We start from the raw sequence: 15,092 nt of genomic DNA on the forward strand, positions 1-15,092 counted from the left end.
TCACAAGAAAGCGGTCCGGTGTTCACGAGGCGGCTGGTGGCCGGCTGCCGGCGCAGGTCGCACCAGCTCTCGCCTGTTGTCTGTTGGCCTGTTCGCCTGTCGCGGTGCGGGGCGCGCGCCTCCCGGCGTCACTTCAGGGCCCGGTCCGGGTTCAGTCCGGGAGCAGGTCGGTGATCGCGCGGACGAACTGCGCCGGCTGCTCGACGTGGCCGAAGTGGCCGCTGTGTTCGAGGACGGTCAGCCGGGCTCCGGGGATGCCGTCCCGCAGCATCACCGACCAGCGCGGGCCGCAGATGAAGTCCCGCCGCCCCGAGATCACCACGGTCGGTGCGGTGATCTCGCCCAGCCGGTCGCGGACGTCGAACGGCTCCGCGTCGGGCGCGGTGGCCGCCTCGGCGCAGATGCGTACGTCGGCCAGGAAGTCGGCGAACTCCTCGCGCCGGGCCCAGAAGTCGGCGAAGTAGACCGGCAGCGCCTCGCGCAGCCGCGCACTGACCTGCTCGTCGTCGGCTGCGCCGAGCGCGTTCTGGAACGCGGCGGGGACGCCGGCCGCCTCGGGCCGGTCGGGGTAGAGGCCCGGGTAGGCGTTCAGTCCGGCCATCGCGGCCGCCCACCACTCCGGGTCCGCGACCGGTGAGGTGTGGTACAGGATCAGGCCGGCCAGCCGGTCGGGGTGCTCCAGTGCGTACCGCTGGGCGACGAAGCCGCCGTGCGAGTGGCCCAGCAGGTGCACCCGCTCCTCGCCGAGGTGGTCGATGAGGGCGGCCAGGAAGCGGACGTAGGTGTCCAGGCCGTAGGCGGCCGGCCTGTCGGACGCCCCCGTGCCGACCGGCTCCGGGTAGACCACGGTGAAGTGCTTCTCCAGTTCAGGAGAGCGAAGGTAGGCGTAGTCGAAGCCCGGGCCGCCCGGGTGGGCGACGAGCACCGGCCCGCTTCCCGCCGTGTGGTAGTTCATCCGGACGCCGTCGACGCTCATGGAACTCATGCGAGGTGCTTCCTGCTCGTTCAGAGGGGTGGTGCCTGCCGGGTTTCGAGCTGCCCCGTGGCCTTCGACTCGGCGACAACTCGGCGACAAGACAAGGGAGTTCGCAAGGACGGCCGTCCTGACGGGTGCGCCTGGCCGTCTCCTGGGACCTCGTGGGGCGGGGGGCGGCTCGTGTCGCGCCCGCACTCCGAAGGTAGGCCCCCCACCGAGTAACAACAAGTGCATGCTTTTCACTCGTAGAGTTACTCGCATGCAATTGGATCTGAATCTTCTCACGGCCCTGGACGCGCTGCTCGAAGAGGGCAGCGTGGCCGGCGCGGCGGCCCGCCTGCACGTCACCGCCCCGGCGATGAGCCGCTCCCTGGGCCGCATCCGCAAGGCCACCGGTGACCAGATCCTGGTCCGCACCGGCCGCAGCATGGTCCCCACCACCCGCGCCCTGGCCATCCGCGCCCAGGTCCACACGCTGGTGCAGCAGGCCCACCAACTCCTGTCCGCACAGCAGGAACTCGACCTGGCAGCGCTGGAGCGGGTGTTCACCGTGCGCTGGCACGACGCCCTCACCGCCGCCTGCGGTACGGACCTGATCGCGGCCGTCCACCGCCGAGCCCCCGGCGTCCAGCTGCGACTGCCCGCCGAATCCGGCACGGACACCCCCGAACTGCGACGGGGCGAGGTCGACCTCGCCTCCAGCACCAGCCGGCCGGCGCTCCCCGGCATCCGCCACCGCCTCGTCAGCGAGGACCGTCTCGTCGTCGCCGTACGGCCCGGCCATCCGCTCACCAAGGGCCCGCTGAGCCTGGAGCGGTACACCGCCGCCCAGCACCTCACTGTGTCGCGACGCGGACGCCTGCGCGATCCGGTCGACGACGTCCTGGCGACGCACGGGCATGAACGCCGCGTCGTGACGGCCGTATCCAGCGTCGCCTTCGCGCTCCAACTCGCCCCCGCCACCGACCTGGTGCTCACCCTGCCCGACACGGTCACCCGCACGGCCCGGGAGCGATTCGGCCTGATCACACTCCCGCTGCCACTCCAGGTTCCCGCCATCCCGCTGTACCTGCTGTGGCACCAGCGCTACGACGACGACCGCGCCCACGCCTGGCTGCGCGACCTGGCCACCGAAACCGTCCAGGCACTGTTCGCACCGCCGGCCGCCTCGCACGGTTCCCCGTCCGCCTGAGCGGACAAGGGCCGGCAACGGTATGGGGGAGTCCTTGCTGCGCAGCCAGTCAGTTACTGCACCCAGTGCAGTCAGTGAGTCAGTGCTCGCTGTCCTTCGCCGAAGTGTCGGCCGACTCGGTGTCCATGGCCGTGTAGTAGACGGACGAGCCCTGCTTGGTGCGGTGGACGCGGCTCTTGGCGACGAGTCCCTCCACGGTGGTGCGTACGACGGTGGACTTGATGCCGCGCTCGGGGTGGGCCTGGCTGAGCGCGGTGGTGATCTCGGCGGCGGAGCGCGGCTCGGCCTGCTCGGTGAGGTGGGTGCGGATGAGTTCGACGAGGGTGGGCTGCTTCGCCTTGGCGGTGGACGCCTTCGCGCCGGTGTTCTTCGCCGTGGTCTTCCTGGGCTTCCCGGCGGCGGCCTTCTTGCCCCGGGTGCGCCGGGGCTCGGCCGTGACCGCGGCCGTGGCCTTGTCCTCCCGGCCGGTGCCGGTGGCCGGCGGGGTGCTGCCGCCCAGCGTCTGCTGCAGGCCTGCCAGCAGATCCTGGTTGTGCTGGAGGGCGGACAACTGCTCCTGGAGCGCGGTCACTTCAGCGCCGATACGTTCCTGCTCCGCGGTGTTGCGCTCAAGGTCGGCGCTCACCTGGGCGGCGTAGTGGGCTTGGAGGTCTGTGGTCGTCGGCCTGGCCTCGGACATGGCAGTCACCTTTCCTCGGGTGTTATGCGGTGTTGGGGCGGATAGTACTCGCATAATCCAGCCATGTTCCCCAGGCCATTCGCGGGCCGGTGGGATCTGCGGGCGGCCCGGCCGCAACCGACATGGGTCCCACCCTGGACCCACAAGTCGCCTGTCAGCGGCGGGAGTTCGGGCCCAGGGATGTGTCTGGTTCCCGTTCCGGTCTCGTCACTTGGGGGGCACAGCTCGACTGGGTGTGACTGGCCGAGACCCGTACAGGCGTCCGGGTGGAGACCCTCGTCGGAGATGCGGCAAAACGACGTCTGGCCACGCTCTTCCGCGGGAGCGGACAGCCAGTGGAACGCCCCGGGCAGCCGACCGCTGCGCGACAGTGGACGTTGCCGCCCACCGGGCTGACACCGAAGTGCATCTGATGCTCTGCTCACTTACCGGACCGGTGTGCGAGAGCATCCTGCCCGACCTGCGCCACTACGCCGCACTGTCTCCTTGAGCGTCGTCGCCCGAACAGGCGGCGGACGAAGGGGCGGCCGGGAGCCGCACGGCAGCGAGCCGCATCTCGTGGTCCTCCAGGAGATTGCGCAGGGCTTCCCAGCATTCGTTCCGGCGCAGACGCAGCACCTGGGCGATCACCACCCCGGCGACAGCCACCGCGGCGCCCACGGCTGCCGAGGCGGCAGCCGCACTCAGCGACGCCAGCGAGATCAGAACCCACGTCCCGAGAATCAGGGGCATCAGCGTGGAGACCAGGATGTTGATCTCGGCCTCGAGCGGGTCCGGGGCGAGCGCGGGATTGTGTTGACGCAGCCATGACTTGGCGTAGGTGAACGCTTCGTAGACCTGCCCGACGCGCAGTGCACCACCGGGAAGGCGCAGGGCTTCGGAGCCCGGGGAATCGTAGGTCGCCGAGCGTAAGAAATGTGCCAGCAGGGGATGTACCAGAAGGCAGCGGCGCACGGCTTCCTGCCCGTAAACACCCTCCAACTCCCTGCAAAGGGGCAGCGTCGTCCGGTGCCGCGCACTCAGACGCTCTACGATGCCGAGCAGCCGGAATGCCACCTCGCGGCCGACATACCCCAGCACATAGGCCGCGGCCAGCCAGGAGACGTCCACGAGGATCACAGCCGGCCCGCGGACACTCTGCGCCGCACGGCTGACGGCCGACCCGAAGTCCCGCGGACGCTCCGCGCGCAGGACGAGGGCAGTGAGGCAGGTGACCGCCACGAGCCCGGGTACCAGGACCGAACTCAGCTGCACAGACAGGTAGAAGGCGAACCGTTTCCCTGACGCCGTCCTGCCCGCGCCGACCACCGTCAACGGATCCATGGCCCCTGCCCCCCCGCAGACCCCGAACTCCAGCCACCGCTCTGCCCCAACGGTATCCGGCACATGTGCGGGCGGCGAGGTCCTGGTCCCGCGCTGAGCTCGACTCTGCCGGGGATCTTGGACGGCCGGGCTCGGTTGCCGAGGGTTCTCCGGGACTTCGACCGGGGGGGATCTCGCTCCGGTCCAGGAAGGTCTGGAAGGCGGCCGGCGGTCTCGGTGCCCCTGTCCTGGCCGTACCGCCGTCTATCTGACCGGGGTGGCCAGCCGCTCCGACTCCTGTGCCGCGTCCTGTGCCGCTCGTTCGGCCCGGGCCACCGCGTCGGCCGCCGCCCGGCACCGTTCCCCGGCTTCCTGCTGTTCCTGCTCGGCGCGCTGCAACTCCTCGCGTGCCTCGCGCAGTTGGTCCTCGGCCGCTGCCACCTGCTGCCGCGCGTGCTCGTGCCGGGTCCGGGCCTGCTTCAGTGCGGCGTCGGCGCTCCGCTGCCCGGCGCGCTCCCTGCGCAGCAGCCGGCCGGCCTCTGCGGCGGCCTTGCGCGCCTGAGCGAGCTGGTTCTGCCGCCGGCGGCGCCGTTCGGCGAGTTCGTCCTTCCCCCGCGGCGGTGAAGATTTCGGCGCAGCCGGCGCCCGGACCGGTTCCCGCGGGGCGCCGGCCGGCACGTCGGCGCTGGAGGGGAAGCCCGCCGGCGGCGTGAGGGCACTCTCCAGGCGGCCGGCGGCCCACCGCTCTGCCGCGTCGGGGTCGGCGAGTACGGCGCGCAGCGTGGACGTGACGTCCTGCTGCGCCGCGTCCGACAGCCGGTGCCCGGCATCACGGGCGGCGGCGCCCGCCTGCCGGGACAGGGCCGAGACGATGCTGCCGCGCTGGTGGGACAGTTCTTTGATCCGGTCGCCGTCCAGGCCGCGGTATGCCTCGCGCAGCGCCAGCCCGAGCTCCAGGAACCGCCGGCTTTCCACCGGCTCGGAGCGCAGCAGCAGATTGGCCGCCCAGGCCGCGAGCGTGGGACGGCGGGCGGCATGGATCAGACGGGCGTCCTCCACCCGCCCGTCCGCCTTGGCCGCGGCGGCCAGTTCCTCGCGCCGGGCGACGAAGCCGGGCGGCGGCGTGGTGTAGAGGCCGTCCAGGATCTCCTCCACGTCACGCCCTGTGCTGCCCCGCGCCGGCTTGTGCCCCATGGTCCCCACGCTCCGTCGAGTCGGGCCACCGCGCACCTGGGACTGATCTCCCGGGGAGGCCGGGGCGGATCGTGCCCGGCGAAAGCGCTGGCAGGCGGCCGTACGCAGGCGTGTGCCGTACCAGGTGCGGCAGGTGACGACACCGTCGTCGGTGCGGGGGTACGGCGGACACCGCGACCTGTGGGCAGCGATTTGTGAGATTCGACGGGCCTGTTCGCGGTGTTCTGGGCTGGCAGGGGCACGCGGCACACGTAGGCACATCCACATCGATCGATTTTGGAGGAGCCTTGAGTGACTTCGACCGCCAGTACACGCAAGACACGAACCGCTCGGCGCAGGTAGCGCACACCGCGCAGGACAAGGCGACCGAGGGCGCCGGCCTGATCGGCGAGAAGACGTCCGATGTGGCCCACACCGCCAAGGACCAGGCCACGAACACCGTGACCGAGGCCACCACCCAGGCGCGCAACCTGCTGGGGGAGGTGCGGGAGCAGGTGCAGGGCCAGTCCCGTGCGCAGACGCAGCAGTTGGCGGCCAACGTCCGCCGGCTGGCTGACGAACTGCACGAGATGAGCGAGAACGCCAAGCCGGACTCGACCGCCACCACCGTCGTACGACAGGTCGCCGACGGCGGGCGGCAGGTAGCCTCCCGTCTGGAGAACCGCGGCCCCGAGGGCCTCGTCGAGGACCTGCGCGACTTCGCCCGCCGCAAGCCCGGACTGTTCCTGGCGGGCGCGGCTGTCGCGGGCTTCGCAGCGGCCCGCCTCGGCAAGGGGATATCCGCCGCCGGATCCTCCACCGGCACCGGCACCGGTGCGACCGGAACCTCCACGAGCCCCGGCCCGGCCGTCGGTACGCCTGGCTACGGGGTGACCCCCGAGGTTCCGCCGCAGCCCCCGGTTCCTCCCGTGGCGCCGGTTCCCGCGGCCCCGGTCGCGCCCGCGCCGCCGATCACTCCCACCCCTGGGGTTCCTTCGTCCACGGTGCGGGACCAGGGGCGCACTCGACCGTTCGAGGGGAACTGAAGCTATGGCCCTGCCCTCTTCGGAACAGAACCCGCTGCACTCAGGTCCTGTCACCGGGCCGACCGCGGACGAACCGTCGCTGGGCGACCTGTTCAGCGACATCAGCAGTGACCTGGCGCAGTTGGTGCGCAACGAGATCGACCTGGCGAAGGCCGAACTCAAGCAGGAGTCGGTAAAGGCCGGCAAGGCGGGCGGCATGCTCGCCGGCGCCGGGTACGCGGGGCACCTCGTCCTGCTGCTCGCCAGCCTGACCGTGGTCTTCGCGCTCGGCAACGTCATGGACCTCGCCTGGGCGGCCCTGATCGTCACCGCGATATGGGCGATCGCCGCCGCGGTCCTGTACGTCAACGGCCGCAAGCGGCTGCGCACGGTGAACATGAAGCCCGACCAGACGGTGGAAACGCTGAAGGAGGATGCCAAATGGGCACGGAACCCGACGAGCTGAGGCGCGACGTCGACCACACACGGGCGAATCTGGCCCGCAATGTCGACCTTCTCGCGGACCGGGTGATGCCCGGCCGGGTGGCCCGTCGCAAGATCGACGCCACCCAGAGCCGACTGAGCGGAATCAAGGAGCGCGTCATGGGAACAGCACACGACACCGGCAGCGGGGTGGCCGACACCGCGCACAGCGTCTCCGACCAGGCCGGTCAGGCGGCCGGACGGGTCGGTGACGCCGTCTCCAGCACCGCGTCCACCCTCGGTGACGCGGCCCAGCAGACCCCGGCGCAGATCAAGCACCAGACCCAGGGCAGCCCGCTGGCCGCGGGCGTCATCGCCTTCGGCGCGGGCATGCTGGCCGCCGCGTTCCTTCCCGCCACGAAGGCGGAGGAGCAGCTCGGCGGTCAACTGCGCGAGCACGCCGACCAATTCGTCGAGCCGGTCAAGCAGACCGCCCTGCACGCGGCCCAGGACGTACGGGAGGAACTGCGCGAGCCGGCCACCCAGGCGGTGCAGGCAGTGAAGGACACCGCCGCGGAATCGGCCCGGACCACCGGCGATCACGCACGGCAGGCGGGGCAGGAAACCGCGGAGGGACTGCGCTCGACAGCCCAGGACGGCATCGACGAAGTCCAGAGCCCGGGGCAGCGCGGCAGCTGATCCGCCCCCCCGCCGCACACGACCAGGATTCGACAAGAGGATGACGAGGCTGCCATGAGCGGACTGGGAGATATCGCCGGCAAGGCGAAGAAGGCTGCGGAGAAGCACCCGGAGCAGGTCGACAAGGCGGCCGACAAGGTGCAGGACGCCGCGCAGGACCACACCAAGCACGCGCACGACGAGCAGATCGACCGCGGTGTCGACGCCGCGCAGAAGTCCTACGGTGGCGACGCCGACGATCCCGCCAGGAGCACATGAGGCCGTGCAGGCCGTGTTGCACAAGGCGCCGGTCTGCCCGGGTGGCCGTCCGCGGAAGCGGCGGCCGGCCACCCGGAGGATGCGGCCGTAGGCGGTCCGGCCGTCGGTGAGAGGTTTCCGCAGGCGCACCCCGGCAAGGCGTTCCAGCAGGCCGGGGGCGCACGGCTGACCCGTTCGCGGATCAACGGGGTGGGTAGTCCAGCTCTTCGCGGGTACCCGTTTGCGGCGGCGCGCCGGCCACGGCTCGCCGGGGCAGGTTCGCCCCTCGATGCGGTGGGAGAGGGAGATTGAGGCTTCGTGACTCGGCTCGGGCCGGAATTTCCCGGTGTTCCGCCGACATACTCAGCGGCCGGTACCGCCTCGACGGCCTGCTCGGCTCGGGCGGCGCCGCGGATGTCCACCGAGGGTTCGATCTGCGGCTGAGGCGACCGGTCGCGGTCAAGGTCTTCCGGTCCGACACGGGTGGCGATGTCGGGGAGAACGTGCACGCCGAGGCCGTGATCCTGGCCCGGCTGACCCACCCCGGACTCGTCACCGTCTACGACGCCGGACAGCACGACGGACGTGTCTTCCTGGTCCTGCAACTGATCGAAGGCACCACGCTGAAGGACCGCATCGCCGACGGCCCGCTCTCCTTCCGGGCCACCGCCGCACTCGGCGCCGAACTCGCCCAGGCGCTGACTCACGCACACGAAGCGAAAATCGTCCATCGAGACGTCAAACCGTCCAACATCCTTCTGGACGCCTCCCAGCACCCCTACCTGACGGACTTCGGTATCTCCCGGCTGCTGGACGCCACCACCCGCACCGCCACCGGCACCCTGACCGGCACCGCGGCCTACCTCTCGCCCGAGCAGGTCCTGGGCAAACCCGTCGGCCGGCCCGCCGATGTCTACGCCCTCGGCCTCGTCCTCCTCGAATGCCTCACGGGCAGACTCGAGTACGACGGCGGCCCGCTCGAAGCCGCGATCGCCCGGCTGCACCGCCAACCCGTGGTGCCCCCTCAGGTGCCACGCCAACTGGCCGACGTCGTACGGAACATGACGGCCCTCGACGAACAGGACCGCCCCACAGCCGGCGACTGCGCCCGCGCGCTGGCGGCTGCGGCTGAGGACGCGGACGCGGGCTCTCTCACGGGCACCGCGTCGGCACCCGTCACCAGTCTCGTCCCCGCTCCCGGCCTGGCGCCGACGGCCGGCCGCACCCACAGCGACCCGCTGCCCGGGCAACCACCGGCAGCTCCGCGCACCACCCCCGTGCGGGGGCGCACCCTGGTGGCCGGCGCGGGCGTCGCGCTCGCCGCCGTCATGGCCACCGCCTTCGCCGTCACCGACAACGCCGGGTCGCACGGCAAGGACGAGAGCAGGACCCGGGTCACCAGCTCCGCGGCCGGGAAGTCGCAGTCCCCCGGCGGCGGCGGCGCGGTGGAGAAGAAGGCGGCCACGGCTTCGACGGGGACGCCCGCCTCCGCCGCCGGTGATGCCGCCGGCAGTCCTGCCGGCGACGCGCCGGACCCCAGCGGCTCCGCCGTCGACGGCCAGAACATCACGGCGGCCACCCACAGCCCCACGGCCTCGGTGCGAACACCGAGCGACACCGCCACGGCCGCCACGACTGCCGCGGCAGAACAGAGCAGCACCACGGCCGAGACCACACACCAGCCGCCCGGCCAGGCGAAGAAGACGGAGAACCCCGAGAGCCCCGAGAAAGAGAAGAAGGCCAAGAAGGCCAAGAAGTAACCCTGACGGAGCGCAGAACCAGGCGCCCGTTCCCCCAAGCCACCGGAACGCCTGTCTTCCGGGTGGCGCGGGGGACACCGTCTCCACCCGGGGGCCTTGCATCCGTCCGGGTCAGTCGTGATGGCGGCGGGGCCGGGCTCGGGTGAGGGTGGGGTGGGGCTCGACGTTCCGGTCGGCACCCGTCCCCCGTCGCAAGGAGCACTGTCATGTCCGATCGCAACACCCTCATCCGCAGCCTGCACGATGTGGGTCTGGCAGCCTGGTTCGGCGGCTCCCTCATGGGCGCGGTCGGTCTCAACAGGGCGGCGAAGGACGAAAGCGAGACGGCCCAGGCCGGGGCCCGGATCGCCTCGTCAGGGTGGGCGAAGTGGACGCCGGTCAACGCCGCGGCCATCGGCGCGCACCTCTTCGGCGGCGGCGGACTCCTCGCGGTGAACGCTCACCGGGTCGCCGCCCAGAAAGGCGTGGGGGCCTCCACCGCGGCCAAGGCCGTCGTCACCGCCGCGGCCCTGGCCGTCACCGCCTACGCCCGTGTCCTGGGCAAGAAAGTCGAGCTGGCCTCTTCCCCCGACCCGCAGGACGCCCAAGAGGCCGCCCAGCATCCGATCGACCTCGCCACCGCCCAGCGCCAGCTGGCCTGCGCGCAGTGGGCGGTGCCGGCCCTGACCGGATGCCTGGTGGTGCTCAACGCCCTGCACGGTGAGCAGCAGCGCCCCGAGGAGCAGCTCCCCGGTATGTGGCAGCGGGCTCGCTCCGCCGCCACCCCCCTCATCTCCCGGCACTCTTGAGGGATCTGCTCGCGGCGGGTACGGCCCGGTCGGCCACCTCGTGATCGAACCCCGGCTGCCTGCAACGGGGGAGAGGCGGGGCGGACGTCGGCCGACGAGGACGCCGCACCCCGCGCGGCCGCCCGTCCCAGCTTTCGCATCCCCGAGGGGCCCCGTTTTCTTCCGCTGCTGTACGTGTTCGGTGCCTGCGCCGTCCGGGCCGCCCGTGCGGCTGCGGCGGCCCGGACGGCGCAGGCATGTCAGGCCGGCCGGCTGGTTCAGCCGTTGTACGGAGCGGTGACGTCCAGGACCCAGGTGATGCCGGAGCGGTCGGCGAGCATGCCGTACAGCGGTGCCCACTGCGCGGGCTCAGCGGACGCACGATGACCGAGCCCTCGGCGGGCCTGCCCCACAGGGCGCTGATCTCCGCGGTGTCCTCGCCGCGCACCGAGACGAAGAACGGGTTCTCGCCCTGGTTCCAGGGCAGTTGCGCGGGCACGTCGTAGGCCATGACGTGGAAGCCGTTGTCACCGGCCACCTGCGAAGACACCTATGACCGTAGCGGTGACACCACCCGCGGTCGAGATCACTGTCGCCTACGGGACAGTCGAGGCCTCCACCCAATACTTGGCTAGCCACGTAATCGGTGCTACGTTTTATGTGTCCAGCCACATAATTGGTTGCAGCCCGCTCGACCCAGGAGACAGCAGTCATGAAGGCCATCGTTTTCGACACGTTCGGCGGCGTCGAGGTCCTGCACGAGACGGAGACCGACACCCCCGAACCCGGCCCCGGCCAGGTCCGCGTCCGCGTCCGGGCGGTGGGCGTCAACCCGGTGGACGGCAAGATCCGCTCCGGCACCATGGAGGCCGTCTTTCCCACCACCCTGCCCGCCATCCCCGGCGGGGAGATCGCCGGCGTCGTCGACGCCCTCGGTGAAGGCGTCGACATCCTGAAGGTGGGCGACGAGGTCCTCGGCTGGTCCGACACCGGCTCCTACGCCCAGTACGCACTCGCCACCGCCACCGTTCTCGCCCCCAAGCCGGCCGGCCTGGACTGGACGCACGCGGCCGCCCTGCCGGTGGCCAGTGACGGCGCCGAGCGGGTCCTGGACCTGCTCGACGTCAAAGCCGGCGAAACCCTGCTCATCCACGGCGCGTCCGGCGCGCTGGGCACCGTCGCCGTCCAGCTCGCCACCGCCCGCGGCGCCCACGTCATCGGCACCGCCGGCCCGGCCAACCAGGAGTACCTCACCTCACTCGGCGCCACCGCGCTCATCTACGGACCGGACCTGGTCGAGCGCGTCCGCGCGGTCGCCCCCCAAGGCGTGGACGCCGTGTTCGACGCGGCGGGCAAGGGCGCCCTGGAAGACTCCATCACCCTGCGCGGCACCACCGACCGGATCGTCACCACCGCCGACTTCCGCGCCCGCGAACTCGGCATCGTCTTCGCCGAAGGCCCACAACGCCGCTCGGCCGCCCGACTGGCCGAACTCGCCCAACAGGCCGCCCACGGCGCGCTGTCCATCACGGTCGGCGCCACCTACCCCCTCACCCACGCGGCCAAGGCCCAGCAGGCCAGCGACACCGGACACAGCCGCGGCAAACTCGTCCTCACCATCGACTGACCTCCCCCCGCGGGAGGCCGACCCCCGTAACTGCGGGGGCCGGCCCCCGCGAGAGTGCCGCGGGCCGGCCGGCCCCGTTCCCCACCCGGCCCGCGGCCACCTCAGCCACCTCAGCAATCTCAGTCACTTGTGCTGCCCTCGTCCAGGCCCACCGAAAGAGGAGCCCCCATGCCCACCGCCGACCTCAACGCCCTGTGGCAGCCCGCCCGCGCCGGGGACATCCGGCTGCCGCACCGGCTGGCCATGGCCCCGATGACGCGCGGTCGCAGCACCGCGGAGGGCGTACCGACCGAGCTGAACGCCAGGTACTACGCCCAGCGGGCCTCGAACGCGCTCATCATCACCGAGGGCACCCAGCCGTCCGCCGACGGGCAGGGCTACCTGCTGACACCCGGCCTCCACACCGAGGAACAGGTGGCCGGGTGGCGCAAGGTCACCGACGCCGTACACGCCGCCGACGGGCGCATCGTCGTACAGCTGATGCACGTGGGACGGATCGCGCATCCCGACAACACTCCGCACGGACGGCAGCCGGTGGCGCCCTCCCCGGTGCGTCCGGCAGGGGTGATGTTCACCGCGTCCGGGCCGCGGGAGATGCCGCGGCCCCGGGCCCTGTCCACCCAGGAGGTCGCCACGACGGTCGACGACTACCGCCGCGCCGCCGCGGGCGCCGTCGCGGCCGGTGCGGACGGCGTGGAGATCCACGGCGCCAACGGCTACCTCGTCCACCAGTTCCTGTCCGGCAACGCCAATCAGCGCACCGACCGCTACGGCGGCCCCGTCGGCAACCGCATCCGCTTCGCCGTCGAGGTCGCCGCGGCCGTCGCCGACGAGATCGGTGCCGGACGCACCGGCATCCGTCTGTCCCCCGGCAACCCCTACAACGACATCCGCGAGGACGACGCCCAGGAGCTGTACCCGGCGCTGGTGCGCGCCCTCGCTCCGCTGAACCTGGCCTACCTCCACCTGCTGCACACCGGCGGCGACGACGAACTGCTGGACACCCTGCGGTCGTTGTGGCCCGGAACGCTCGTCCTCAACCGTGCGGGCGCCGACCTGGCCGTGCGCGCCAAGGACGTCGCCGACGGCCGGGCCGACATCGTCACTGTCGGCGCACTGGCCCTGGCCAACCCCGACCTGGCCGAGCGGGTACGCTCCGGAATGCCGCTGAACGCCCCCGACCCGGCCACCTTCTACAGCGGCGGCGAAATCGGATACACCGACTACCCGGTTCGCGGCGACGTTTGAGGAGCAGCGATGACCGACCCCGCGCCAACTCCCCCCAGCACGGCGCGCGACGGACGCCTCAGCTACGCCATCTTCCAGCTCGCCCGCGCCCACCGGGGCCACGCCGCCACCATGCTCCGCGGCATGAACCTGCACACCGGCCAGGAACTGCTGCTGATGCAGCTCTTCGACCGTGACGGCCAGACGCAGTCCGAACTGCTGGACAAGGTCAGCCTCGACCACTCCACCGTCTCCAAGTCGCTGCGCCGCATGCAGGACGCCGGACTCCTCACCCGGGAACCGGCCGAACACGACCGGCGCGTCATGGTGGTCCGGCTCACCGACGTCGGCCGCGCCCTGCGCGAACCCATCGCCGACATGTGGCGCGCCCTGGAGGAACTCTCCGTCCAGGAGCTGACCGCGGACCAGATCGAGACCTTCATCAAGACCGCCTACGCCATCGAGCAGTCGGTCAGGGACCACGACCACCACACCCCGCCGGGCGAGTAGGCGACGGGTGGCACTGCGGCGGGGCTAGGCGTGGGCGCGGGGGCGTCGCAGGGGTGCTCCGGCCTGGTGGAGGCTGGTGAGTGCCTGCCGGTAGGAGGCGATCAGGCCGGTCTCCAGGTAGTCCACGCCCAGTTCCTCGCAGTAGCGGCGGACCAGGATGCGGGCCTTGCGCAGGTTGGGGCTGGGCATGCTGGGAAACAGGTGATGCTCGATCTGGTGGTTGAGGCCGCCCAGGGCGAGGTCGGCGAACCAGCCGCCGTTCACGTTGCGTGAGGTGAGTACCTGGCGGCGCAGGAAGTCCGGGCGGTTGTCGCCCGTGAGAATCGGCATGCCCTTGTGGTTGGGGGCGAAGAGCGAGCCGAGGTAGAGGCCGAACAGGCACTGGTGAACGGCGAGGAAGGCGATCGCCATGCCGGGCGGCAGGAACCAGAACAGGACCGTCAGGTAGAGCGCGCAGTGCGCGAACAGCAGGGCGCCGTCGAGCGTGCGGTGCTTGAGCGAGCGGTTGGCCAGCGCCCGCCCGCTCGACACGTGCAGGCTGAAGGCCTCCAAGGTGAGCAGCGGGAAGAAGAGAAAGGCCTGCCAGCGGCCGATCAGGCGGGGGAGTCCGGTGGCGGCCCGGGCCTGGTCCTGGGACCAGACCAGCAGGTCGGGGTCGAGGTCGGGGTCGAGGTCCTCGTTGTTGGGGTTGGCGTGGTGACGGGTGTGCTTGTCCTGCCACCAGCCGTACCCCATACCGATACTCGCCGCGGCCATCCGCCCGGACACGTCGCTGACCCGGCGCCGGCGGAACACCTGCCGGTGGGCCACATCGTGGGCGACCAGGGCGACCTGGCCGAAAACGACGGCCAGGAAGGCCGCGACCGCCAGCGTCCACCAGCTGTCGCCGACGAGTGCGAAGGCGGCCCATCCGCCGGCGTAGAGCCCGGCCACCGTGGTGATCCGAAGCGCGTAATAGCCGGGCCGGCGCCCCAGCAGTCCGGCGTCCGCGATTGTTCTCGACAGCCGGGCGAAGTCACTGCCGGAGGTTTCCGGGGGCGGGGGTCCCACCGTGGTACTCGTCATGAAGGCAAGGCTCTCTGCGAATGGGGCAGGTGGCTTGGAGCCGCCCCGGGAGCCGCTGAGACCGGTCTGGGCGGACACGCTTCCTCGACCGGTGGCACAGGCCCGCTGAAGGAGGCGGGTTTCCCGCCGGGCAGCTCTCAAACAGTCGCGGAGGGGGCCCGAAACCTGGACCGCGCGGGCGGGCGCCCGTCCTCCCCGGGAGCGGGAGCGACGTCTGCGGGGGAGTTTCCCTCGGCACGGGGCGCAGGCAACCTGCGCCGCGGGTCCCGAGAAATCTGTGATGGCTGGAGTAGACATTGGCTCGCGCTGTGGCTATGGTTTCTCTCGTAACAAGCGAGACCGCAGGGCCCGGGCAGACACGAACTGCCGGGCAGCAGTACATGTAGTTGCAGTTGGCAGGACGGTGCGGTGGTGGAGTTTCGAAGCCAGG

Annotated in this window: 15 protein-coding genes and 1 pseudogene; 10 read left to right on the top strand and 6 right to left on the bottom strand. The window is 71.5% G+C overall.

Annotation, left to right across the window (positions count from 1 at the left end; translation table 11 throughout):
* Positions 1 to 151: 151 nt before the first annotated feature.
* On the bottom strand, positions 152 to 985 hold the full coding sequence (locus ABZT12_RS36585; protein WP_356393300.1) for an alpha/beta hydrolase: 834 nt from the start codon (positions 983 to 985) through the stop codon (positions 152 to 154).
* 250 nt (positions 986 to 1,235) lie between these two features.
* On the opposite strand from ABZT12_RS36585, the gene ABZT12_RS36590 reads away from it, so the two are divergent.
* The gene (locus ABZT12_RS36590; RefSeq protein ID WP_356393303.1) at positions 1,236 to 2,168 is read left to right on the top strand and encodes a LysR family transcriptional regulator; all 933 of its coding nucleotides are present in this window, start codon (positions 1,236 to 1,238) and stop codon (positions 2,166 to 2,168) included.
* Positions 2,169 to 2,247: 79 nt separating this feature from the next.
* Here the strand turns inward: ABZT12_RS36590 and ABZT12_RS36595 are convergent, their stop codons facing one another.
* The 3 genes from ABZT12_RS36595 to ABZT12_RS36605 form a co-directional block, all read right to left on the bottom strand.
* Complete coding sequence (locus ABZT12_RS36595) at positions 2,248 to 2,847, bottom strand: hypothetical protein (protein ID WP_356393306.1); 600 nt, start codon at positions 2,845 to 2,847, stop codon at positions 2,248 to 2,250.
* A gap of 468 nt (positions 2,848 to 3,315) precedes the next feature.
* The gene (locus ABZT12_RS36600; RefSeq protein WP_356393309.1) at positions 3,316 to 4,170 is read right to left on the bottom strand and encodes a hypothetical protein; all 855 of its coding nucleotides are present in this window, start codon (positions 4,168 to 4,170) and stop codon (positions 3,316 to 3,318) included.
* Between the two features lie 243 nt (positions 4,171 to 4,413).
* Positions 4,414 to 5,343 (bottom strand): hypothetical protein, encoded by a 930-nt coding sequence (locus ABZT12_RS36605; RefSeq protein WP_356393312.1) that lies wholly within the window; start codon positions 5,341 to 5,343, stop codon positions 4,414 to 4,416.
* A 287-nt stretch (positions 5,344 to 5,630) separates the two neighbouring features.
* Between ABZT12_RS36605 and ABZT12_RS36610 the strand changes: the two genes are divergently transcribed.
* The 6 genes from ABZT12_RS36610 (at position 5,631) to ABZT12_RS36635 (ending at position 10,254) form a co-directional block, all read left to right on the top strand.
* Positions 5,631 to 6,368, top strand: coding sequence for a hypothetical protein (locus ABZT12_RS36610; RefSeq protein WP_356393315.1), 738 nt, complete (start codon positions 5,631 to 5,633; stop codon positions 6,366 to 6,368).
* 4 nt (positions 6,369 to 6,372) lie between these two features.
* Positions 6,373 to 6,813 carry a phage holin family protein gene (locus tag ABZT12_RS36615; RefSeq protein WP_356393318.1) on the top strand — a complete coding sequence of 147 codons (441 nt, stop codon included), beginning with the start codon at positions 6,373 to 6,375 and terminating at the stop codon, positions 6,811 to 6,813.
* The gene (locus ABZT12_RS36620; protein ID WP_356393321.1) at positions 6,789 to 7,469 is read left to right on the top strand and encodes a DUF3618 domain-containing protein; all 681 of its coding nucleotides are present in this window, start codon (positions 6,789 to 6,791) and stop codon (positions 7,467 to 7,469) included. The genes ABZT12_RS36615 and ABZT12_RS36620 overlap by 25 nt, the downstream gene beginning before the upstream one ends.
* A gap of 54 nt (positions 7,470 to 7,523) precedes the next feature.
* Positions 7,524 to 7,727 carry an antitoxin gene (locus ABZT12_RS36625; RefSeq protein ID WP_356393324.1) on the top strand — a complete coding sequence of 68 codons (204 nt, stop codon included), beginning with the start codon at positions 7,524 to 7,526 and terminating at the stop codon, positions 7,725 to 7,727.
* Between the two features lie 287 nt (positions 7,728 to 8,014).
* Positions 8,015 to 9,466 carry a protein kinase gene (locus ABZT12_RS36630; RefSeq protein ID WP_356393327.1) on the top strand — a complete coding sequence of 484 codons (1,452 nt, stop codon included), beginning with the start codon at positions 8,015 to 8,017 and terminating at the stop codon, positions 9,464 to 9,466.
* 206 nt (positions 9,467 to 9,672) lie between these two features.
* Complete coding sequence (locus ABZT12_RS36635) at positions 9,673 to 10,254, top strand: hypothetical protein (protein WP_356393330.1); 582 nt, start codon at positions 9,673 to 9,675, stop codon at positions 10,252 to 10,254.
* Between the two features lie 257 nt (positions 10,255 to 10,511).
* Here the strand turns inward: ABZT12_RS36635 and ABZT12_RS36640 are convergent.
* Positions 10,512 to 10,774, bottom strand: a pseudogene (locus ABZT12_RS36640) (VOC family protein); the annotation flags it as partial.
* 171 nt (positions 10,775 to 10,945) lie between these two features.
* Between ABZT12_RS36640 and ABZT12_RS36645 the strand changes: the two are divergent.
* From ABZT12_RS36645 to ABZT12_RS36655, 3 genes are all read left to right on the top strand, one after another.
* On the top strand, positions 10,946 to 11,860 hold the full coding sequence (locus ABZT12_RS36645) for an NADP-dependent oxidoreductase (protein ID WP_356393332.1): 915 nt from the start codon (positions 10,946 to 10,948) through the stop codon (positions 11,858 to 11,860).
* Between the two features lie 168 nt (positions 11,861 to 12,028).
* Positions 12,029 to 13,108, top strand: coding sequence for an alkene reductase (locus tag ABZT12_RS36650; RefSeq protein ID WP_356393334.1), 1,080 nt, complete (start codon positions 12,029 to 12,031; stop codon positions 13,106 to 13,108).
* A gap of 9 nt (positions 13,109 to 13,117) precedes the next feature.
* The gene (locus tag ABZT12_RS36655) at positions 13,118 to 13,597 is read left to right on the top strand and encodes a MarR family winged helix-turn-helix transcriptional regulator (protein WP_356393337.1); all 480 of its coding nucleotides are present in this window, start codon (positions 13,118 to 13,120) and stop codon (positions 13,595 to 13,597) included.
* Positions 13,598 to 13,621: 24 nt separating this feature from the next.
* On the opposite strand, the gene ABZT12_RS36660 is transcribed toward ABZT12_RS36655, so the two are convergent.
* On the bottom strand, positions 13,622 to 14,662 hold the full coding sequence (locus ABZT12_RS36660) for an acyl-CoA desaturase (RefSeq protein WP_356393340.1): 1,041 nt from the start codon (positions 14,660 to 14,662) through the stop codon (positions 13,622 to 13,624).
* Positions 14,663 to 15,092: the final 430 nt, after the last annotated feature.

The sequence above is a fragment of the Streptomyces sp. NPDC005423 genome (assembly GCF_040606415.1).
Lineage (GTDB): Bacteria > Actinomycetota > Actinomycetes > Streptomycetales > Streptomycetaceae > Streptomyces.